21 protein-coding genes and 1 tRNA gene are annotated in these 22,127 nt (G+C 56.5%); 8 read left to right on the forward strand and 14 right to left on the reverse strand.

From position 1 onward, the window contains the following. Window positions 1-10: 10 nt before the first annotated feature. The 10 genes from CKX93_RS01325 to CKX93_RS01370 form a co-directional block, all read right to left on the reverse strand. On the reverse strand, window positions 11-514 hold the full coding sequence (locus CKX93_RS01325) for a L,D-transpeptidase (RefSeq protein ID WP_076754548.1): 504 nt from the start codon (window positions 512-514) through the stop codon (window positions 11-13). After that, window positions 507-2,015 (reverse strand): amidophosphoribosyltransferase, encoded by a 1,509-nt coding sequence (gene purF, locus CKX93_RS01330; protein ID WP_076754550.1) that lies wholly within the window; start codon window positions 2,013-2,015, stop codon window positions 507-509. Before purF ends, CKX93_RS01325 begins: the two co-directional genes overlap by 8 nt. 9 nt (window positions 2,016-2,024) lie before the next feature. Next, window positions 2,025-2,549: a CvpA family protein gene (locus CKX93_RS01335; RefSeq protein WP_076754552.1), complete on the reverse strand. Its 525-nt coding sequence runs from the start codon at window positions 2,547-2,549 to the stop codon at window positions 2,025-2,027. Between the two features lie 42 nt (window positions 2,550-2,591). Next, a complete protein-coding gene (locus CKX93_RS01340) occupies window positions 2,592-3,158 on the reverse strand; it encodes an SPOR domain-containing protein (RefSeq protein WP_076754554.1) in 567 nt (188 codons plus the stop codon). A gap of 14 nt (window positions 3,159-3,172) precedes the next feature. After that, a complete protein-coding gene (gene folC, locus CKX93_RS01345) occupies window positions 3,173-4,552 on the reverse strand; it encodes a bifunctional tetrahydrofolate synthase/dihydrofolate synthase (protein WP_076754556.1) in 1,380 nt (459 codons plus the stop codon). A gap of 11 nt (window positions 4,553-4,563) precedes the next feature. Then, the gene (accD, locus tag CKX93_RS01350) at window positions 4,564-5,550 is read right to left on the reverse strand and encodes an acetyl-CoA carboxylase, carboxyltransferase subunit beta (protein WP_076754558.1); all 987 of its coding nucleotides are present in this window, start codon (window positions 5,548-5,550) and stop codon (window positions 4,564-4,566) included. A 42-nt stretch (window positions 5,551-5,592) separates the two neighbouring features. Beyond that, window positions 5,593-6,408: a tryptophan synthase subunit alpha gene (trpA, locus tag CKX93_RS01355; RefSeq protein ID WP_076754560.1), complete on the reverse strand. Its 816-nt coding sequence runs from the start codon at window positions 6,406-6,408 to the stop codon at window positions 5,593-5,595. Further along, window positions 6,405-7,634 carry a tryptophan synthase subunit beta gene (gene trpB / locus CKX93_RS01360; RefSeq protein ID WP_234982770.1) on the reverse strand — a complete coding sequence of 410 codons (1,230 nt, stop codon included), beginning with the start codon at window positions 7,632-7,634 and terminating at the stop codon, window positions 6,405-6,407. The genes trpA and trpB overlap by 4 nt, the downstream gene beginning before the upstream one ends. Continuing rightward, window positions 7,618-8,244: a phosphoribosylanthranilate isomerase gene (locus tag CKX93_RS01365; RefSeq protein WP_076754562.1), complete on the reverse strand. Its 627-nt coding sequence runs from the start codon at window positions 8,242-8,244 to the stop codon at window positions 7,618-7,620. Before CKX93_RS01365 ends, trpB begins: the two co-directional genes overlap by 17 nt. A 62-nt stretch (window positions 8,245-8,306) precedes the next feature. Beyond that, window positions 8,307-8,396, reverse strand: a tRNA-Ser gene (locus CKX93_RS01370). 80 nt (window positions 8,397-8,476) lie between these two features. On the opposite strand from CKX93_RS01370, the gene mltF reads away from it, so the two are divergent. Together mltF and CKX93_RS01380 are read left to right on the forward strand one after the other, a co-directional pair. Further along, window positions 8,477-9,901 (forward strand): membrane-bound lytic murein transglycosylase MltF, encoded by a 1,425-nt coding sequence (mltF, locus tag CKX93_RS01375; RefSeq protein ID WP_234982771.1) that lies wholly within the window; start codon window positions 8,477-8,479, stop codon window positions 9,899-9,901. A gap of 37 nt (window positions 9,902-9,938) precedes the next feature. Next, entirely contained in the window at window positions 9,939-10,442 is a 504-nt protein-coding gene (locus CKX93_RS01380; protein WP_076754565.1) for an acyloxyacyl hydrolase, read from the forward strand. Between the two features lie 6 nt (window positions 10,443-10,448). Here the strand turns inward: CKX93_RS01380 and tadA are convergent, their stop codons facing one another. The 3 genes from tadA to guaB are packed head-to-tail and all read right to left on the reverse strand — an operon-like array spanning window position 10,449 to window position 13,998. Then, complete coding sequence (gene tadA, locus CKX93_RS01385) at window positions 10,449-10,901, reverse strand: tRNA adenosine(34) deaminase TadA (protein ID WP_076754567.1); 453 nt, start codon at window positions 10,899-10,901, stop codon at window positions 10,449-10,451. Window positions 10,902-10,949: 48 nt separating this feature from the next. Beyond that, window positions 10,950-12,527 carry a glutamine-hydrolyzing GMP synthase gene (gene guaA / locus CKX93_RS01390; RefSeq protein WP_076754568.1) on the reverse strand — a complete coding sequence of 526 codons (1,578 nt, stop codon included), beginning with the start codon at window positions 12,525-12,527 and terminating at the stop codon, window positions 10,950-10,952. A 4-nt stretch (window positions 12,528-12,531) separates the two neighbouring features. Beyond that, window positions 12,532-13,998: an IMP dehydrogenase gene (gene guaB / locus CKX93_RS01395; protein WP_076754570.1), complete on the reverse strand. Its 1,467-nt coding sequence runs from the start codon at window positions 13,996-13,998 to the stop codon at window positions 12,532-12,534. Between the two features lie 104 nt (window positions 13,999-14,102). On the opposite strand from guaB, the gene xseA reads away from it, so the two are divergent. Continuing rightward, window positions 14,103-15,296, forward strand: coding sequence for an exodeoxyribonuclease VII large subunit (xseA, locus tag CKX93_RS01400; protein WP_076754571.1), 1,194 nt, complete (start codon window positions 14,103-14,105; stop codon window positions 15,294-15,296). On the opposite strand, the gene CKX93_RS01405 is transcribed toward xseA, so the two are convergent. Continuing rightward, window positions 15,293-16,081 (reverse strand): HAD family hydrolase, encoded by a 789-nt coding sequence (locus tag CKX93_RS01405; protein WP_076754573.1) that lies wholly within the window; start codon window positions 16,079-16,081, stop codon window positions 15,293-15,295. The genes xseA and CKX93_RS01405 overlap by 4 nt on opposite strands. A 119-nt stretch (window positions 16,082-16,200) precedes the next feature. Here CKX93_RS01405 and dksA point away from each other — a divergent pair, with 119 nt between their 5' ends. The 5 genes from dksA to CKX93_RS01430 are packed head-to-tail and all read left to right on the forward strand — an operon-like array spanning window position 16,201 to window position 22,029. Then, window positions 16,201-16,656, forward strand: a complete 456-nt coding sequence (dksA, locus tag CKX93_RS01410; protein ID WP_076754574.1) for an RNA polymerase-binding protein DksA — start codon at window positions 16,201-16,203, stop codon at window positions 16,654-16,656. Between the two features lie 11 nt (window positions 16,657-16,667). After that, complete coding sequence (gene gluQRS / locus CKX93_RS01415; RefSeq protein WP_076754576.1) at window positions 16,668-17,555, forward strand: tRNA glutamyl-Q(34) synthetase GluQRS; 888 nt, start codon at window positions 16,668-16,670, stop codon at window positions 17,553-17,555. Between the two features lie 40 nt (window positions 17,556-17,595). Next, entirely contained in the window at window positions 17,596-17,766 is a 171-nt protein-coding gene (locus tag CKX93_RS01420) for a hypothetical protein (RefSeq protein ID WP_200799801.1), read from the forward strand. After that, window positions 17,756-20,710: an ATP-binding protein gene (locus CKX93_RS01425; protein ID WP_076754577.1), complete on the forward strand. Its 2,955-nt coding sequence runs from the start codon at window positions 17,756-17,758 to the stop codon at window positions 20,708-20,710. Before CKX93_RS01420 ends, CKX93_RS01425 begins: the two co-directional genes overlap by 11 nt. After that, complete coding sequence (locus CKX93_RS01430) at window positions 20,707-22,029, forward strand: sigma-54-dependent transcriptional regulator (protein WP_076754579.1); 1,323 nt, start codon at window positions 20,707-20,709, stop codon at window positions 22,027-22,029. Before CKX93_RS01425 ends, CKX93_RS01430 begins: the two co-directional genes overlap by 4 nt. Window positions 22,030-22,127 lie beyond the last annotated feature (98 nt).

Raw genomic sequence — 22,127 nt, forward strand, 5'->3', positions numbered from 1 at the left:
TTTTGCCGTTTCATTCAATCAGAATGACGGCATTCTCGGGCAGCGCAGCATAGAGTTCAATCACTGCCGTGTTCGCAATGCGAATGCAGCCAATGGAGGCCGGTTGGCCCAATAGGTCCTCGCGGTGGGTGCCGTGAATGTAGATATATCGCTCGCGGGAGTCGATTCCCGGACCCCGATTCACGCCCTCTTCTAAGCCCTCAAGCCAAAGAATGCGCGTGGTGATGTAGTCGGCATCACCCCCCTCCTGTTCTAAGACCCGCGTCACTGGCTCAACACACTCATCGGTGGGCTTGCGAGCGCGAAACACTCGACCGATGGGTTCGCCATCGCCAAATCGAGCACATATTCGGTGCAGCCCCAATGGGGTCTGTTGGCTGCCATCTCGGTTACCGGTGCCATAGCGGGAGGTGGATACCGGAAAGCTTCGCTGCACACTGCCGTCAGCCGCAAGCAGATCCAGGCGTTGTTCAGCAATGTTAATACGCGCCGCTAGATCCGGCTGTTCAGGCATTATTGAACAAGTCGAGGTTGGCGTAGGCGCGTTCCGGCCGGTTCTTGGCCAAGTCGTTACGCCGTTGTTCCAGATGCGAGAGATAATCCGGAGTTACCTGTGAGATGTACTCGCCAGTGAACACCGAACAATCAAATTGCTCCAAGCGCGGGTTACCTTTGCGCACGGCGCCGACCAAATCCTCCAAGTCCTGATAAATCAGCCGGTCAGCGGCGATGGCCTGACAGACTTCTTCAGCGCTGCGACCATGCGCGATGAGCTCACTGGCAGCCGGCATATCGATGCCGTAGACATTGGGATAGCGCACCGGCGGCGCAGCGGAAGCAAAATACACCTTCTTCGCGCCGGACTCGCGCGCCATCATGACGATCTCACGTGAGGTAGTGCCGCGAACAATGGAATCGTCCACCAGCATGACATTCTTGCCTTTGAATTCCAGACCGATGGCATTGAGTTTCTGACGCACGGAGCGCCGCCGCTGCGTCTGGCCAGGCATAATAAAGGTGCGGCCAATGTAGCGGTTTTTAATAAAACCTTCGCGGTACTTAAGGTTCATCTCATGGGCCATCTCAATGGCCACGGTCCGACCGGTATCCGGGATGGGAATAATGACGTCGATGTCATGGTCGGGCCATTCGCGCAAAATCTTTTTCCCCAGACGCGTTCCCATGCGCATGCGGGCCCGATGCACGAATACATCATCAATTACTGAGTCGGGACGGGAGAAATAGACGTATTCAAAGATACAGGGCGAGAGCACGGGATTTTCAGCACACTGGCGGGTGTGCACGCGCCCGCTGGCCTCGATATAAATGGCTTCTCCTGGCGCCAGATCGCGCACCAACTCAAAGCCCAAGGTATCCAAAGCCACACTCTCCGAGGCCACCATAGTTTCCGTGCCTTCCGGGGTTTCGCGCTGACCGAAAATTACCGGACGAATCCCCAGCGGATCGCGGAAACCCAAAACGCCATGGCCGGTGATCATGGCGACCACGGCATACGCGCCCTGACAGCGGTGATGCACGCCACTCACCGCATTAAACACGTCCTCAGGCGTCAGATACAGACCATCTTGCGGCGACATTTCCTGCGCCAGGATGTTGAGCAGGATTTCAGAATCGGATTCGGTATTAATATGGCGGCGATCTTGTAAGAACAACTCGCGCTTGAGATCCGTAGCGTTGGTTAAATTGCCGTTGTGGCCCAGAGTGATGCCATAAGGGGAGTTGACATAAAACGGCTGGGCTTCGGCTGAGGATGAACTGCCGGCAGTCGGATAGCGCACATGGCCAATGCCCATGTGCCCGGTGAGATTACGCATGTGCTGTTCATGGAACACATCGCGCACCAGACCATTGTCTTTGCGCAAATGCAGATGGCCATCCATATCACAGGTAACAATACCTGCGGCGTCCTGACCACGATGTTGAAGCATCAACAGTGCATCATAAAGCGCCTGATTGACGGGGGTGCAACCTACAATGCCTACAATGCCACACATAGGGGCCTATTACTCCTCCGGTTGAATCACGGGTGACCCAGTGTCCCCGAATTGCACATTGGCTGCCAGTTCTTCGGGGAGGAATTCCTTGATCCAAAGCGCGGCAACGACAAAATGTGGCAATAAACGACTTTCTTGCCATGCCGATTGTTGGGGCAGTACCGTGACTCCGGCCAAAAGCACCAGCAAAGCGACCAGTACGTAGCCGCGCACCAATCCAAATACCACGCCAATGGAGCGATCGGTTCCAGAGATTCCTGTGCGTTTGATGAGCATGCCGAGAAGCATATTGATCAGCATGCCAGCAATGAGCACACCAACAAAAGTAGCCACATACGCGATCCCTAGTCCAATCTCCGGGTTCCCGACATCCCAAGGGATAAAGGTACTAACCAGTTCGCCGTAGCGAAAAGCCACCACGAAGGCGATGACCCACGTCGCCAAGGAGACCGCTTCTTTGACGAATCCGCGGAACAGGCTGATGAGTGCCGAGAGGGCAATCACCACGAGGATGACTATGTCAATCCAAAGCATGTCTGTGCCATCAAAAAAAGTGGGGGTTTAGTTTAACAAATCTCAGGGGTGAGCGACGATAATCCCGGATACACCGGCTCGTGACTGCAGCCGGGCCTGCACCCGCTCGGCGCCGCGGCGCTCGGCCTCGGGACCGACCTTGACCCGATAAACTGCATTACCATCGGCTTGGCTGCGCTCCACAAAGGCATTAAAACCGGCTTGTATTAGGCGCTCCGCCTCACTGCGGGCATTGTCCTCACGTGAAAAACTGCCGACTTGAACCACAAAGCCCTCCCCTACAGGCGCATCCAGAGGCACGGCGCGCAATTCCGCCCGCGGCGCTGGGCGAGCGGCCTCAACTGACGCGGTGGCGGCTGATTCGCTAGTGGCCGTGGAGCTGGATGCTGCGCTATCAGTTGGGGCGGGTGTTGCGGGAGTGCTCGCCGTGGCTGGCGGGTTGCTGGGCCGCACTTCTGGTCGCTCAAACACCGGTTCGGCGGGCAACATGCGCTGCATGTCTAAATGCGCCTCGCGGCCGGCGCCATCCAAAAGCACAGGCAGAAAAATCACCGCCAGCGCCACCAAAACGGCCGCTCCCAATAATCGCTGTTTTAAGGATTCATCCACGACGAAATGATCCGCTAGTTTTCGCTTGGGGTGCAAGCCCCAAGGTCACTAAAACGTTCCTGAGAGAGAATATCGGCAACGGTATGAAAGGATCCAAAAGCAACAATCAGATCCTCGGGCCTAGCCACAACACAGGCCTGGTCCATGGCCTGTGCTAACGAAGCGGCGGCATGCACCTGCTTCGCGCCCGATTGCTTGAGTTGCTCGGCCAAACTTTGGGCATCTAGAGCACGCGGCAAATCTGACTGACTGACAAACCACTGATCCATGCAAGGAAGCAGCGGCGTGACGATACCGGCTAAATCCTTATCGGCCATCACACCGAAAACCCCTAAACACCGCCCTTGAGGCGGATGCGACTGCACATAGCCCGCCAGTGCTCGGGCGGCATGGGGGTTATGGCCAACGTCGAGCAGAATCGGACACGGGCCACCAGACAACACCTGCATACGGCCCGAAACCCGAGCGCTGATCAACCCCTTTGCAAAATGCTCAGCCGTCACCGGGCGCGGCAAACGAGCCTTGAGCAGGGCCGTAATGGCCAAGCTGGCATTGTCTTTTTGGTAGGCGCCCAACAGCGCGGGAGGCGGTAGGTTCGGGATAGTCAGACCCTCACACCCGAGGTAATCCCAAGCCTCGGTGCCACTTTGGGCATCATCAGGGGTATTGGCTTGAGGATGAACCGAGGCATTGGCTGCGACATTGGACGCGGACGATCGCCAGTCAAAGTCTTGACCCAGACAAAGCCACTGACTGCCGATGGCTTGGGCATGATCTTGCAAACGCTTTGGCGGCTGGCGATCGCCACAAAGAGCCGGACGATCGGAGCGATAGATGCCGGCTTTTTCATGGGCAATGCTCTCGCGATCAGGACCCAGCCATTCCTGATGATCCAAATCCACTGAGACGACTACGGACACATTCGCATCCAGGATATTCACGGCATCCAAGCGCCCGCCCAAGCCCACTTCCAGTAAGATTAAATCCACCTCCTCACGGCGAAACAACCACAAAGCCGCCAGCGTAGCGAATTCAAAATAGCTCAGACTGGTCTCAGCACGCGCCTCATCAATCGCTGCGAAGGCAGCGATGATTGCAGCGTCGTCTATGGACTCGCCTTGGATGCGGATGCGCTCATTAAAGTGCAGCAAATGCGGCGAGGTATAGGCGCCCATACGATAGCCCGCGGCAATCGCCATGGCCTCTAGAAATGCCACCGTAGAGCCTTTGCCGTTGGTGCCACCCACGGTGATGACCGGCGCGACGGCAGGAATCAAGGACAAACGCTGCGCGACCACGGCGACGCGCTCCAGGCCCAGATCAATAGGTTTGCGGTGCGCCTGCTCTAGCCACTCCAGCCATTGTTGCAGCGTCTTGGCACGTCCTTGAGACATGGCAGAAAGCTCTATTGGCGAGTGCCTTGCTCATTCGTATCATGGGCATCGGGCGGTAGAACTTCGACCTCCAAGGTCTCAGGTTCCCTGTCCTGATCGTCATCCATCTCGGCCGGCGACATCGAATACGACGGGAGCACTGAAGCCTCTCGCCGCATCAATAGCGATAACAAACCGGCGATGCGATCGCGCAGTTCTTGACGAGGAATAATCATGTCAATCGCGCCGTGCTCCAGCAAAAACTCAGCGCGCTGAAAGCCCTCGGGCAAGGTCTCACGCACGGTTTGCTGAATCACCCGCGGACCGGCAAAACCAATCAGCGCGCCAGGCTCGGCAATATTCACATCCCCGAGCATGGCCAAACTGGCCGATACGCCCCCCATGGTCGGGTCAGTCAGCACCGAGATAAAGGGCAACCGCGCTTCGCGCAAACGCCCAAGAGCAGCACCGGTTTTGGCCATTTGCATGAGTGAGAACAAGGCCTCTTGCATGCGCGCACCACCAGAGGCAGAAAAACATACCAGCGCGCGGCGCTCAGCAATGGCTGCTTCGACGGCCAGCACAAAACGTTGGCCGACCACTGACCCCATGGAACCGCCCATGAAGTTGAAATTAAACGCACACACCACCACCGGGATATCATGCAATGTGCCGCGCATGGCGACTAAGGCATCTTTCTCACCGGTGGTTTTTTGCGCCGCGCTAAGGCGGTCTTTGTAACGCTTACTATCGCGGAATTTGAGAATGTCGACCGGCTCGACCTGAGCGCCGATTTCCTCACGCCCCGCCTCGTCTAAAAAGGTTTCTAAACGACGGCGCGCAGATAAGCGGGTATGAAATCCACATTTCGGACAAACATCCAAGCTGCGCTCCATCTCCGGCCGATACAGGGTGGCCGAGCAGCTGTCACAACGCATCCAGAGACCCTCGGGGACCGCTCTTTTGCGGGCGGCGTCTGTGCGAATGCGAGAGGGAACCAGTTTTTCAAACCAACTCATGGGCGATCATCCACAGCCATTATCCAATCCAGCAGTACCGACTCAGGCGGCTTGCAAAGCATCCATGGCACTGCGCATCTCGCGCAGGATACCACTAACGGCAGCTCTACCCTGCTCCGGGTTTTCGCTGTGCGCCGCGATTTGTTTGACCAGCGCACTTCCGACCACCACGGCATCCGCCACCGCGGCCACCGCAGCTGCGGCATCGGCATCGCCGATACCAAAGCCCACACCTAAGGGCAGGCTGGTGTGTTGGCGAATCTGTTGGAGTTTTGTGGCCACCGACTCCACGTCCAAGCTAGCAGCCCCGGTCACGCCCTTAAGCGAGACGTAATAGATAAATCCAGAAGCACGTGCCGAGATGCGCTGCATACGACCAGCATCACTTGTCGGCGCCAACAAGAAGATCATATCGATACCCTGAGGCTTGAGCAGCTCACTGAGCTCATCGCTCTCCTCTGGGGGCAGATCCACGGTCAGCAGACCATCGACACCCGCCGCACTGGCTTTTTTGGCGAATTCACCATAGCCCATGATCTCGACAGGATTGAGGTAACCCATGAGGACCACCGGCGTATGCTGATTGCTTTGGCGAAACTCTGCCACCATGTCGATCACCTGACGCAGGCTGACGTGGTGCTTCAAAGCACGTTCACAGGCTTGTTGAATCACCGGACCATCAGCCATGGGATCAGAAAATGGTATCCCCAGTTCAATGATGTCAGCGCCAGCCTCCACCATCGCATGCATCAAAGGCACGGTGTTTTCCGGCATAGGATCGCCGGCAGTAACATAAGGAATCAGAGCCTTGCGGCCTTCTTGTTTTAGGCGGGTAAAACATTGAGCAATGCGACTCACAGCGTAATCCCCTCGATACGGGCCACGGTATTGATGTCTTTGTCACCGCGTCCGGAGAGATTGATGATGATGCCCTGATCCGGGCGCATCTCGGCGGCCAGCTTCATGGCATAGGCCACGGCATGACTGGTTTCTAGGGCAGGAATAATGCCTTCGGTACGGGTCAGGTGATGGAAAGCCTTCATAGCCTCGTCATCCGTCACCGAGACATAGTGGGCTCGCCCCATATCTTTCAGCCAAGCATGCTCTGGACCGACCCCCGGGTAGTCTAAACCGGCGGACACCGAGTGGGTCTCGATGATCTGGCCATCAGCATCTTCCATTAAATACGTACGGTTGCCATGCAACACCCCGGGCTTGCCCGCGTTCAGTGGCGCGGAATGGCGGCCGGTATCGATGCCGTCGCCTGCGGCCTCGACGCCATACAAAGCCACGCTCTCATCATCGAGGAAGGGGTGAAACAGACCGATAGCATTGGAGCCACCGCCCACGCAGGCAACCAGAGCATCGGGGAGACAACCGTGGTCATCCAAATACTGCTGGCGCGCTTCACGTCCGATCACGGCCTGAAAATCGCGCACCATGGCGGGGTATGGATGGGGACCAGCCACCGTACCGATAATATAGAAGGTATTATCCACAAAGCTCACCCAGTCACGCATGGCCTCATTCAGCGCATCCTTCAGCGTTTGCGAGCCGGATTTCACGGCAACCACTTCCGCGCCCAGCAAGCGCATGCGAAACACATTCGGCGCTTGACGCTGAATATCCTCAGCGCCCATGAATACGACGCATTCCAAGCCTAAGCGCGCCGCCACCGTGGCTGTGGCCACGCCATGTTGACCGGCACCGGTTTCGGCGATGATGCGCGTCTTGCCCATGCGTTTGGCGAGCAGCGCCTGGCCAATGGTGTTGTTCACCTTGTGGGCGCCGGTGTGGTTTAGGTCTTCGCGCTTGAGATAAATCTGCGCACCGCCGATCTCGCGACTCATGCGCTCGGCATGATAAAGCGGGCTGGGACGTCCGACGTAACGGGCCAGATCCAGATCCAGTTCGCGCAGGAACTCGGGATCCTTCATGTATTTATGATAGGCCTCTTCCAGTTCGACCAAAGGCTCCATCAGCGTTTCCGAGACGAAACGCCCGCCATAGGGTCCGAAGTGCCCCCGAGTATCGGGGAAAGCACTCCAGTCGGTGACCTGTTCAGACTTAATGACTGTCGACACGGCTGACCTCGTTGAGAAATTCCTGAATACGTTTGGGATCCTTAATACCCGGCGAAGTTTCAACGCCACTACTGACATCTACCGCATAGGGCCGGGTTTGCTTGATTGCTTGTGCCACATTCGTAGCGTCAAGTCCACCCGCCAGCAGCAAAGTGCGGTCTTTAAGACCGGGCCAGCGCGACCAGTCAAAGGTCTTGCCGCTGCCGCCGGCGGCGCCGCTGGCATGGCTGTCCAATAAAAAGCCCTTGGCTTTGCCGTGCTTTTGCATTTGCTGCTCGGGACTTTGGGCATCACCCATGGCAATCGCCTTGATGTAGTCATGCTGAAAGCGGGCACAAAACTCAGCCGACTCGCGGCCATGAAACTGTAATAAGTCGATGGGCAATGCCGCCAATGCCGCCTCTACCTCAGCTTCGCTGGGATCCACGAATAACGCAACCCGCGTCACCATGGGCGGCAAGGCAGCGATAATGGCCTCAGCTTGTTGTAGGCTAACACAGCGCTGACTGCCGCCCCAGAACACTAGGCCGATGGCATCGCAGCCCGCCTCAGCAGCCACCACCCCATCGTTCGGTCGAGTGATACCACAGATTTTGACTCGGGTTCGCATATCACCAACACACCAATGGGGTCGTACCCCATCCAGAGATGGGGTACGACCCCATTTGTATTTGGCGGAGAGGGAGGGATTCGAACCCTCGAAGGAGTTGCCCCCTTAACGGTTTTCGAGACCGTCCCGTTCAACCGCTCCGGCACCTCTCCAGTTTTTTCTTGCAAGCGGTCGGGTAGTATAGACGAGTGTTCTTTCTGGTGACAGCGCTATGCGGATACCACATCCCCACTTGACGCGATTACAAAGAGCCGAGGTAATTGCCTTGGTGTTGTTGGTGGTGGTCACCCTGCTGTTTGTCACCGCCAATCCGGGCAATACCCTGCAGCAGGCTCAAAACCGCGGTGAATTAGTCGTGGCCATGCGAATCGGCAACACGACCTATTTGCCGTCGCCGGAAGGGGCCACTGGGTTTGAATATGAGATGGCCAAGGCCTTTGCTGACTGGTTGGATGTCGATCTTAAAATCGTGGTGCCAGGTCGCTTTGATGCCATCTTGAACCGCACGGCGCGCGGCAAGGTTCACCTCGCCGCTGCCGGCATCACCATCACGCCCGAGCGTGAAGCGTATCTGCGTTTTGGCCCCAGCTATCTGCAAATCACCGAACAGTTAATCCATCGCCCCAGCGAAACCGGGCGCATTAGGACCATTGAGGATCTCGCCGATCGACAGATTGTGGTGGTCTCCGGTACAGCCCATATTGAAACCTTACGCTTGCTTCAAGAGATGCATCCCTTTATCACCTGGGAAGAGATTCCTCGCGCTGATCCGGAAGAGCTTTTGCGCCGCGTCTGGGAAGGCAATATCGAAGCCACGATTGTTGATTCGATTGAACTGAGTGCGACGCAGCGCTTTTACCCCGGCCTGCGCGCAGCTTTGGATCTCACTGAGCCGAAATCATTGGCTTGGGCATTCCCCAAAACCACCGATTTGAGCCTGTTCAACGAAGCTGAGGCCTTTTTTGTGTACTTAAAATCCACCGGCTTATTGGAGCAGATGTTAGAACGCTATTTCGGTCATTTAGATGTGATCGATCAGGCGGGTATGATCCGATTTTTACGGGAGGCACGTGAGAGTTTGCCCACGTTTGAGCCTTTGTTTCGCGAAGCGGCCCGTCAATATGACTTGGATTGGCGCCTACTGGCTGCCATCAGCTATCAAGAATCTCATTGGAACCCCAATGCTGTCTCGCGCACCGGCGTTCGAGGCTTGATGATGCTGACTCTGGCAACCGCCGGTGAATTGGGGGTTGAGGATCGCCTCGATCCACGCGCCTCGGTGTTTGGTGGCACCCAATATCTCATCAACTTGCGAGACCGCCTCCCCGAGCGCATTCAGGAACCAGATCGCACTTGGATGGCTTTGGCCGCTTACAACATCGGCATGGGTCACCTGCACGATGCTCGAGCCATTACCCAAAGGCAGGGAAAAGATCCGGATCGTTGGCTGGACGTTATGGAATATCTGCCCCTTTTGTCTCGGCCGGAGTGGCACAGTCAAACCCGCTTTGGCTACGCGCGCGGCTGGGAGCCTGTGCAATATGTGCAGAACATCCGCGCTTTCTATGATGTGCTGAATTGGCTGGCAGCTGGTGGCGAGCTGGGACGAATGCCCTCCAGTCTGCAAATCATGGACATCTTCCCTCGTGGCCTATAAGAGTTTATAAAGTATCCGACAAAACAAGGGAAAACTCGTGAAAAATAAATTTCTAAGGATAGCCCTAAGCGGTCTTCTGTTCTCTTTCGTCATTTTTCCAGCCACATCATTTGCGGACATTTCTCGACTGAGTTTCGGCGTCGGCCAATATGACGTGATCAATACAGTGGATAGCGCGGCTGATTTTCGTGTGGAGTATAGACTCAGCGAGCCTATGCTATTTGACCTACTGACCCCCTGGGTGGGTCTGGAAGTGACCAGCGACGAGACGGTCTGGGGCGGTGGTGGATTATTGTTCGATTACCCCATCGGTAATCGTTGGTATTTAGTACCCAGCCTCGGAGTCGGCCTTTATGATCGGGGCCGCAGTGCACTTCGTCTCGGGCATGTTATCGAGTTTCGCTCGCAGCTTGAGCTGGCTTATCAATTTGATAACCTCAGCCGCGTGGCTTTTGCCATCAGCCACCTATCCAATGCCAGCCTGAGCAGCGACAACCCCGGCGTCGAAGTGCTCACTTTGTATTGGCAGATACCCTACTGAGGTTGCTCAGCGACGTTCGCGAAAAAAGCGGCGCAACATCTCACTGCAGTCATCGGCCACAATGCCGGATGTCACGGCTATTTTGTGGTTGTAGACCGAAAGATTCAGTAGGTCCGCCGCACCGCCTACAGCCCCTGTTTTTGGGTCGCTTGCGCCAAAAACCAAACGCGCAATCCGCGCATGCACCATGGCTGCAATACACATGGGGCATGGCTCTAGGGTGACATATAGGGCGCAGTCATTGAGGCGATAATTGCCCAGCACCTGACCAGCCGCCCGCATGGCCACGATCTCGGCATGGGCACTGGGGTCATGACAACCAATCGGCTGATTATACCCCTGAGCGATCAACTCGCCATCCCGCACGATCACCGCACCCACCGGTACTTCACCGGCCTTGGCAGCCAAATCTGCCTGCGCCAGTGCCAAGCGCATCCAATCCGTATCTCGCTCAGTCATACCGCCTCATCCAAGGGCTATACCCCACCCTATCCACCACGATTAGGGTTACTCCCACTCAATAGTGGCGGGGGGTTTTCCGGAGATGTCGTAGGTGACGCGGGAGATGCCGCGCACTTCGTTGATGATGCGCCGTGATACGTGGTCGAGAAAATCATAAGGCAGATGCGCCCAGCGCGCGGTCATAAAGTCGATGGTTTCCACCGCCCGTAAGGCCACCACATAGTCATAGCGACGACCATCGCCCATCACGCCCACTGACTTGACCGGCAAGAACACCGCAAAGGCCTGACTGGTCTTATCATAGAGATCATGCTTTCTGAGCTCTTCGATGAAGATGTGGTCAGCTTTACGCAATAAATCGGCGTACTCTTTTTTCACCTCACCGAGAATGCGCACCCCCAGACCGGGGCCCGGGAAGGGATGGCGATAAACCATTTCTCGCGGCAGACCTAGCTCAACGCCAATACGCCGAACTTCATCTTTGAACAATTCGCGCAGCGGCTCGACCAGGCCGAGCTTCATGGTTTCGGGCAGGCCGCCGACATTATGGTGCGATTTAATCACATGCGCCTTGCCGGTCTTTGAGCCGGCAGACTCAATCACGTCGGGATAAATCGTCCCTTGGGCCAACCAACGTGCGTTACTGAGTTTGCTGGCCTCCTCATCGAACACATCGATGAACAAACCGCCGATGATTTTGCGTTTTTGTTCGGGGTCATCGATCCCTTTTAGCGCCTCGAGAAAGCGCTGCTCGGCATCAATACGAATCACTCTAACGCCCATATGGCGAGCAAAAGTCGCCATCACCTGATCGCCTTCTTGATGCCGCAGCAATCCGGTATCCACAAACACACAGGTCAGTTGATCGCCAATCGCACGGTGCAGCAATGCCCCAACAACCGAGGAGTCCACACCACCTGAGAGTCCCAAAACCACATGGTCCGAGCCCACCTGCCGGCGCACGCTATCGATGAGTTCATCGATGATGTTGCCCGGCGTCCAGAGGTCGCCGCAGCCACAAATGCCATGCACAAAGCGCTCAAGAACACGCTGGCCTTGAACGGTGTGGGTCACTTCGGGATGAAACTGAACCCCATAAAAACGTCGATCCTCATCGGCCATACCGGCAATCGGCGCTGATTCGGTGGAAGCCATGAGCTTAAACCCTGATGGGAGTTCGCTGACGCGGTCCCCATGCGACATCCAAACATCCAACATGCCGTAACCCTCTGGCGTGGTGCGATCTTCGATGTCTTTGAGCAGTTGGGTATGACCGCGGGCGCGTACCTCGGCATAGCCGAATTCCTGATGGTCCGAGGTTTCGACCTGACCACCGAGCTGCGCCGCCATGGTCTGCATGCCATAACAAATCCCCAGAACCGGAACGCCCAATTGAAACACCCGATCATCGATACGCGGCGGTGTTCCGGTGGTGACGGATTCAGGACCGCCGGAGAGGATCACTCCAGACGGAGCAAACGCCTGCATGTCTGCGCCACTGATGTCCCAGGGATGGATTTCGCAAAAAACGCCGGCTTCACGCACGCGGCGGGCTATCAGCTGGGTGTATTGCGACCCAAAATCAATAATCAGGATGCGGTCAGCATGAATATCAGCAGACATAGGCTTAATCCATGCGGTAGTTGGGCGCTTCCTTGGTAATGGCCACATCATGCACATGACTCTCGCGCATGCCTGCTGCCGTTACCCGAACAAAGCCCGGTTTGGTGCGCATCTCTTCGATGGTGCGACAACCCACATAACCCATGGAAGAGCGCAGCCCACCCACGAGCTGATGAATGATAGCGACGATGGAGCCTTTATACGGCACACGCCCCTCAATGCCCTCAGGCACGAGCTTATCGACCGCACCGCTGGTCTCGATGTCTTGGAAGTAGCGGTCCGAAGAACCCTGTTGCATGGCGCCCAAAGAACCCATACCCCGGTAGGTCTTGTAGGACCGACCCTGATACAGCTCGACCTCGCCAGGGGCCTCTTCGGTACCGGCAAATAGGCTGCCGAGCATGACGCAGTGAGCTCCAGCTGCCAGCGCCTTTGCAAAGTCACCCGAGAAACGCACGCCGCCATCGGCAATCACGGGCACATCCGTTCCTTTCAAGGCCTGCGCTACATCATAAATCGCGGTTACCTGGGGGACACCCACGCCGGCAACAATCCGTGTGGTGCAAATGGAACCGGGACCAATACCTACCTTCACGGCATCGGCGCCCACTTTCACTAGGGCTTTGGCAGCTTCCGCTGTGGCGATATTACCGCCGACCACTTGCAACTCTGGAAAATGTTTTTTCACCCAGGCGACGCGATCCAATACGCCTTGAGAATGACCGTGAGCCGTATCGACGATCACCACATCCACGCCCGCTTCTACCAACGCCGCACAGCGCTCTTCAGTCCCCTCACCAACGCCAAGCGCAGCGCCAACACGCAGACGCTCACGGGAGTCTTTACAAGCATGGGGGAAGTCGGAAGACTTTTGGATGTCTTTTACAGTAATCATGCCGCGCAGATGGAATTGATCATTCACCACCAACACTTTCTCAATGCGGTGTTGATGCAATAATTGTTGCACTTCGTCGGCGCTGGCTCCCTCGCGCACAGTGACCAAGCGTTCTTTGGGCGTCATGATCTGCGATACCGGAGCCTCCATGCGGGTTTCGAAACGCAGATCGCGACTGGTGACAATGCCCACGAGATCCGCGCCCTGCACGACCGGCACGCCGGAGATATTGTTGGCGCGGGTGATGGCCAAGACTTCACGAATACTGGTCTCTGGGGGCACGGTGATGGGGTCCACAATCACCCCACTTTCGTACTTTTTCACCAATCGCACTTGTTGCGCTTGGTCTTCGATGCTCATGTTTTTGTGAATGATGCCGATGCCGCCTTCTTGAGCGATAGCAATCGCCAGAGGTGCTTCGGTGACCGTATCCATGGCAGCGGATAACAAGGGGATGTTCAGCTCAATGCCGCGCGTTAGGCGTGTGGTCAGGGCGACTTCCTTAGGCAGTACCGCGGAGTGCGCGGGAATGAGCAGGACGTCGTCGAAGGTAAGGGCTTCCTGGACGATACGCATGGCAAACTCGGAAAATAGCGGGTTAATCGATCAATTATACGGGTTCGAGGGGATAGCGGTAAACCGCTTGTCAGTTCCGGGTGAATGCGGGAGACTGCGAACCCATGCCCAAACCCGAAGAAGTATTCAGCGTCTCCGGACTGAACCAAAGCGTGCAGCGCATGATCGAGGGCGCTTTTCCGCGCATTTGGGTCGAAGGCGAGATATCCAATCTGGCGCGCCCGGCCTCGGGCCACCTGTATTTCTCATTAAAAGACGCTCAGGCGCAGGTTCGCTGTGCGTTATTTCGCAGCGCAGCGCAGCGCTTGGGTTTTCGTCCTCAAGATGGCATGCAAGTTCTGGCCCGCGCCAAGGTCAGCCTGTATTCCGCGCGCGGCGACTACCAACTCATCGTCGACCATGTGGAAGAAGCGGGCGATGGCGCATTGCGCCGGGCTTTTGATGCTCTGCGCAAACGCTTGGAGGGTGAGGGGCTTTTTGACCCAGCGCTTAAACGCCCCATCCCCCGCCTGCCGCGACGCATTGGTGTCATCACTTCACCCTCCGGGGCAGTGATTCGCGATATTGTTTCGGTGCTCAAGCGCCGCTTTCCTGCGCTGCCCATTTTGCTGTTCCCGGTGCCGGTTCAAGGCGCCGAGGCGGCACCGGCCATTGTCCGGGCGCTGGATCAGGCAGGTCGTCAAGGTGGCTGTGATGTGGTGATCGTCGCCCGCGGTGGCGGATCCTTAGAGGATTTGTGGGCTTTTAACGAAGAAAGCGTGGCCCGAGCGATTCGCGCCTGCGCGCTACCGGTCATCAGCGCTGTGGGTCATGAGACCGACGTGACCATCGCGGATTTTGCGGCAGATCTGCGCGCCCCGACCCCTTCGGCAGCCGCTGAGTTGGTCAGTCCGGATGCGGTCTCTCTTCAGGTCGTGCTAACACGTCAGAAAGGCTTGCTGTTGGAGCGCATGCGCACCCAACTCAATCAACGTCAGCAAATGCTGGATTCCCTGAACCGCCAGCTGCGCCAACAGCACCCGCAGCGGCAATTGGCTGAGCGCAGTCAGCGCTTGGATGACTGGGATCAGCGCTTGCAGCTGGCATGGCAGCGGCGTTTTGAAAAGAATCAGGATCGGGTTGCTCACCTCGCGCAGCAGCTGCAGATGGTCAGCCCACTGGCCACTCTAAGTCGTGGTTATAGCATCGTGCAAAATGCTCAAGGCGAGGCCATTCGCAGCCCATCGCAAGTGCAAACGGGTGAGATGCTCACCGCGCGCTTGGCTGAGGGCGAGATTCGCTGTGAGGTGAAATCCTAGGCTTGGGCCGATTTGGCCGATCCGATGAGACTGTGCAACCAGGCCAAATCCACACAGCCGTCGGCTGGCGCGGCGACTGGAACTTGGCTTTGCAAAATACGACACGGCGCCGCTGTCTCGCCAAACTGATCCAAAACCACCAGAGCATCGGCAAAGTCATCCCCCCGAGTGTATTGGCTCACGGTCACAACTGTCGGCAGATTCGCCCCGCGCGCCGCGCGCACACCCTGAGCCGAGTCTTCCAGGGCCAAGCATGAAGAGGCGGGCAACGCCAATTGCGCCAGAGCATAGTGATAGATATCGGGCGCCGGCTTTTTAGCAGGCACGATATCACCCGCCGCAATCACCTCGAACCAAGCCAAAGACTCAGCGCCCAAAGTCGCCTTAAGCAGCGCCTCGACATTGGCAGGCGTTGTGGTGGTGGCAATGGCTAGGCGCACGCCTTCCTGCCTTGCCTGAGCCAAAATGCGCTCTACTCCGGGGCGCAAGCCAATCTCGCCATCTTCTAAGCGGCGTACGAAATGCTCGGTTTTACGGGCATGCAGGCGCGGGATGAGTTCATTAAGCTCGGCATCGGGCTTGTTGATTGCGTGCTGGCCCACATAATGGCGCATGCGCTCTTTGCCACCGGTTACTGCCAGCAATTCGCCATACAGTTCTACCGACCAATGCCAATCCAAGCCAAACTCTTCAAAGGCGGCATTAAACGCCACGCGATGGCCATCGCGCTCGGTGTCCGCAAGCGTTCCATCGACATCCCAAATCAAGGCTTTTAACGCCGTCATCACGCGCACTCATCGAGAAAATAGGCGCATTTGACGTGAGTGCTGCAGCTGCGTCAACTTGCACCACCACCGATTCTCTGGTATCAAACGCAGCTTGTTTCATCAGGGAGTGCTCAGCAATGGCTGCAGCCAAAAAAACGTCAGGAAAATCCACTCAGTCAGTCGATGCCAAGGGAGGCATTGCGCCCTATGAGGCGGCCGCTGGCGAGGAATACATGAACAACGACCAGAAAGCCCATTTTCGCGCTATCTTGCAGGCCTGGAAACAAGAGCTGATGGAAGAAGTGGATCGCACGGTCGGTCACATGAAAGAAGATGCGGCGAATTTCGCTGACCCCGCCGATCGCGCCACTCAGGAAGAAGAGTTCAGCCTAGAGCTTCGCACTCGGGACCGCGAACGTAAGTTGATCCGCAAGATTGATGAGGCACTCTCCGATATCGACAATGGCGACTATGGCTATTGTGAAGCTTGCGGCGTGGAAATCGGCATTCGTCGCTTGGAAGCACGGCCCACAGCAACCTTGTGCATCGATTGCAAAACACTGCAGGAAATCAAAGAAAAACAGATGGCCTAGGCCAGGCCACTGTGCTTAAGCAGGGGCGTTATCGAGGTCGATTCGCCCCCTCCCCGACTGGGCCCCTGCACTTGGGTTCGCTGATCTCAGCGCTAGCCTCTTTTTTAGATGCCCGCGCCCACAAGGGCGCTTGGCTGGTACGCATCGAAGACCTCGATCCGCCGCGCGAACAAGCCGGAGCTGTTGAGGCTATTTTAGATTCACTGCACGCGCATGGTTTGCAGTGGGATGAAGGGCCACTTTATCAAAGCAGCCGCCAAGTGGCCTACCAAGAGGCCTTGCAGCAGCTGAAACAGCAAAATACTCTCTTTGCCTGCGGCTGTAGCCGCGCCGACATCGCCTCTGCCGCCAGCCGCCATGGGCCTGAAGGGCCCATCTACCCGGGCACCTGCCGCCAAGGACTAAACGGCGATGACGGGGGTCGTACCCTTCGTCTCAAGGTGGGCGATGCCTGCATCAGCTTTATCGATCGTCAGCAGGGCTTGTGTCAGCAGTCTCTGGCCGATGAGGTGGGCGATTTTGTGCTGCGCCGCGCCGATGGATTAATGGCCTACCAACTCGCGGTGGTGGTGGATGATGCTTGGCAGGGCATTACCCATGTAGTTCGCGGGCATGATCTGTTGTTGTCGACACCGCGGCAGATTTATCTGCAGCAATGCCTGGGTCTACCGACACCGCATTATCTGCACCACGCTTTGATCCGTGGGGCCGATGGCGACAAACTGTCCAAACAAACCGGGGCATCTGCCTTAGACAACAAGCAAGCCATGGACAATTTGCGCTTGGCAATGGCGTTTCTGGGCTTGAAAGAAAGCGCCGACGGTATCACACCCAACCTGACGCAAAGCTTGGAATGGGCGACTGATGAGTGGCGCCGAGTCACTCTACAGCCGTGCTAAAGTGCGCTCAACGCAAATGAAAGGCACCTAGATGTCGGGGATGGATAAAACCTTATTGGTTTTTGTGCTGGGGATAGTGCTGTTTGTCTCACCCTTGGTGAGCTGGTGGCCCGAACTCCCCTTCCCCTGGTATGCCCCCTATGTGATGTGGGCGATGATTATCGCTTTGGCCTTTTTGACGCAGCGGTCGCGGCGCCATCATGAACGCTGAAATTGGCGTTCTTTACGCTGCTGGCGTGGCCTATCTGGGCCTGCTGTTTTTTATTGCCCATGCCTCAGAGCGCGGCTGGCTGCCGGAGCGTTGGGTACGCCATCCAATGGTGTATGTGCTGTCTCTGGGTGTGTATGCCACCACCTGGACCTACTACGGCAGTGTCGGCTTTGCTGCGGAACAGGGGTATCACTTTCTCACGATTTATCTGGGCGTGACTTTGGCGTTTGTGCTCACGCCAGTGCTACTCATGCCCACACTGCGTCTGGTGCGCGAGCAGCAAATGACCTCACTGGCAGATTTATTTGCTTGGCGCTACCGCAGTCCATGGACCGGACTAATTGTCACGCTGTTCATGCTGGTGGGTGTCTTGCCCTACATCGCCTTGCAGATTCGCGCCGTCACCGAATCGGTGGCTGTGCTCACCGATCAAACCACGCCGCATTTCTTGGCATTAGGCTTTTGCGTCACCTTAGCCTTGTTCGCGGTGCTGTTTGGCGCCCGCCACATCACGCCACGCGAAAAACATGATGGCCTGGTGGTGGCCATTGCCTTTGAGTCGCTGGTCAAGCTATTGGCGCTTTTGTTGGTCGGCGCGGTCGCTTTATTCAGTGTTTTTTCCGGCCCCGCGGGACTTAGCCAGTGGTTGAGTGATCACCCAGAAGCTTTGGATGCTTTATATGCGCCGGTGACCCAAAGTTCTTGGTATAGCTTGATGCTGCTGGCTTTTGCCGCTGCTTTTTTGTTGCCACGACAGTTTCATATGCTGTTTGTTGAGAACATGGATCCCAAGGCCCTGCAAACCGCCAGCTGGGCATTCCCCTTATTTTTATTATTGCTGAACCTGCCCATCCCCCTGATTCTGTGGGGCGGCCAAGCCAGCGGCTTGACCATGGCCACCGATTATTTTTCCTTGGGGCTGGCGGCGCAACACAGCAGCAGCCTGGCCTTGCTCACCTTTATCGGCGGCGTTTCAGCCGCCAGCGCCATGATGATTGTGACTACTTTGGCGCTGGCTTCTATGTGCTTGAATCACCTCATCCTGCCGGCGCGCATCCGCAATCAAACCTTGGCACAGGGCAATCTCTATCGCTGGCTCTTATGGGGGCGGCGACTGCTTATTTTGTCGGTCATCGCTTTGGGTTATGGCTTTTATTGGTTGCTGGAATTTCGCGAGGGTTTGGTGCAGCTTGGGTTGATTTCATTTGTTGCCGTGGCACAGTTTTTGCCCGGTTATCTGGCCCTACTATTCTGGCCGCGTGCCACTCGGGCGGGATTTATTAGTGGGCTTTTGGGCGGTATTGGCATTTGGGTGATCACCTTGATCATGCCCTTACTCCAAGAATCGGGGCTGGCCATTCCGGCGATTGATTTGCCCTTATTGCTGGGCTGGGCAGGCACTGATCGCTGGACTTTTTCTACCTTCTGGACGCTGTTTGTCAACGTCAGTCTCTTTGTCACAGTCTCGCTGCTGACCCGCCCAGACTCTGAGGCCTTAGCGCGGCGGCGCGGTGGCGCTGATGAGACGCTTTATGCCTTGCAGAGCTTTAGCGATATTCGTGATTTGGATGATTTACAACGCCGCTTAGCCGAGGTTTTGGGTCCGGAAACTGCCGCCCAAGAACTCAAGCAGGCCCTGAGTGACCTGAACATGCGCGCCGATGCTCTAAAGCCCGGGGACGCACAAAAGTTGCGTGGGCGACTACAGCGCAATTTAACGGGGCTACTAGGGCCTATGCTGGCCAACATCATCATCGAAAGTCAGCTCAAACTCACACCCCAAACCCGCGTGGCCTTGGCTCACAGCCTGCGCTTTGTCGAAGAGCGATTAGAACATTCCGATGTGCGCTTGCGTGGTTTGGCAGCAGAGCTCGACACCCTGCGTCGCTATCATCGCCAAGTCCTGCATGAACTGCCTTTGGGGGTGGTGTCGCTCTCCCCTGAAGAAGACATTTTGATTTGGAACTACGCCATGGGCACGATTTCCGGGATCAATGGCCGAGACATGGTGGGCCAGTCCTTAAAAACGCTAAAGGGTCCTTGGGTGGGCGTATTGCGTGCTTTTTTACGCAGCGAGGACCGACATCTGTATAAAACCCAAATGAACATCGCTGGCCGTCAACGCTGGTTTAACTTACACAAATCCGCAGTCGATACGCCGGCCGCGGGCATTCAAAATGCCAATGAACTGCGAGGTACGGTGATCCTCATCGAAGATTTGACCGAACTGCATGACTTGGAAAATGAGGTCACGCATCGTGATCGCTTAGCCTCTATCGGTCGCCTCGCTGCGGGCGTGGCTCACGAAATTGGCAATCCGCTGACCGGCATCGCCTCGCTGGCACAAAATCTTAAAGACGAGCATCGGCCCGAGGAAATTGACAAATCCATTACCCAAATCCTGCAACAAACCCGCCGTATCAATAACATTGTTCAATCCCTGATCACCTTCAGCCATGCTGGCGAAGCGCCGCCAACCGCCCCCACAGCCGTGAATGTTCATAACTGTGTCGCCGAGGCCATACAGCTTTTGCAGCTTGGCCAATCCAGCAAGGGCTTACAGTGCCAGAACCGCAGCAGCCCTGAGTTACATGTGTTGTGCGATGCACAGCAGTTGCTACAAGTGTTTATTAATCTCATTAATAATGCCTTACAAGCTTCCACATCCGGGGATCGCGTACTGATCAATGCCGCAGTGATGGGCGATAAGATCGAAGTACGGATCGAAGATGAGGGCCCGGGTATTGCGGAAGAATTACTGGATCGAATTTTTGATCCGTTCTTCACCACCAAAGCGGCGGGAAGCGGCACAGGGCTCGGCTTGTCCGTGGTCTACAGCATCCTGCAGGACCACGGTGGTACCATCCATGCGGAAAACCGTCCGCAAGGCGGAGCCTGTTTCACGGTTCGCCTGCCGGCTGCACAGGAGCTTAACCCGGCGTGACTCATATCCTGCTTGTTGAAGATGAAGACGTCATCCGCGAAGCGCTGACTAAGTTATTAAGCAAAGCCAGCTATCAGGTCAGCAGCGCCGCCGATTTGGCTAGCGCACAGGGCCTTTTGGGGCTAGAGATGTTCGATTTGGTGATTAGCGACCTGCGCCTTCCCGATGGTGAGGGTATTGAGCTCATCAAGGTTCTCAGCGACACGCCCTTGTTAATCATGACCAGCTTCGCCAGCGTGCGCTCAGCGGTGAATGCGATGAAACAAGGCGCCGCTGACTATATCGCCAAACCCTTTGATCATGACGAGATGCTGTTGTGCGTAGCGCGTCTGCTGCGTCAGCGTCAACTCGAGCGCGAAAATCAACAACTGCATCAGGAACTGGATCAGCGCTATCCGATCGAGGGCATGGTCGGTGAATCGCCGCTCATGCATCAGATCTGCCGTACCGTTGAACGGGTAGCGGCCACCGACACCATCGTGTTAATTCGCGGCGAATCAGGCACCGGCAAGGAATTGGTGGCACGTGCCATTCACAAAAAAAGCGGCCGCGCACAAGCTCCTTTGGTCGTGGTGAACTGCGCCGCCATTCCCGAAGGTCTCTTGGAGAGTGAGTTATTCGGCCATGAAAAAGGCGCTTTCACCGGCGCGCTAACACGGCGTCAAGGCTTGGTCGAAGCCGCTCATGGTGGCACCCTGTTTTTGGATGAAATTGGTGAATTAACCCCAGCCGCGCAATCGCGGCTATTGCGCGTCTTACAGGATGGTGAAATCCGCCGGGTCGGCGCCAACGAATCTCAGCGTATCGATGTCCGTCTCTTGGCCGCGACCCATCGTGACCTCGAGGCGATGGTGGCTCAGGGTGAGTTTCGCGAGGACTTGTATTACCGGTTGCGGGTGGTGGAGATCGCCATGCCGGCGCTGCGCCAGCGCCGTGAGGATATTACGCCGCTGGCTGAATTTCTTTTGGACAAAGCCAGCCGCCGCCTGAAATCTCCCGCCCGACGGCTAGATGAGAGCGCGGTCAAGGCCTTATTGGCGCATCACTGGCCCGGGAATGTACGCGAATTGGAAAATGCGCTAGAGCGCTCTGTAATTCTCGCTGATGGTGAGGTTATCCTGCCTGAGCACCTCGCGCTGCCCAGCAGCGAGGCGCCGGATACGGCACAGAAAACCGAAAGTCTGGATGATTATTTCCGCCGCTTTGTGCAGGAAAATCAGCTCAGCATGACCGAAACTGAATTAGCGCAGCGCCTTGGCATTAGCCGCAAAGCTCTATGGGAGCGCCGCCAGCGCATGGGGATGCCACGCCCCGGATAAGTGTTACCAATGGTAACGATCGTTACCTTTAGTAACACCCATGGAACCACAAGGTTTCGTTAAGTGCTTGTTTTCACATAATCATAAGTTGGGCACGA

This window comes from Ectothiorhodosinus mongolicus, assembly GCF_022406875.1.
GTDB lineage: Bacteria > Pseudomonadota > Gammaproteobacteria > Ectothiorhodospirales > Ectothiorhodospiraceae > Ectothiorhodospira > Ectothiorhodospira mongolica.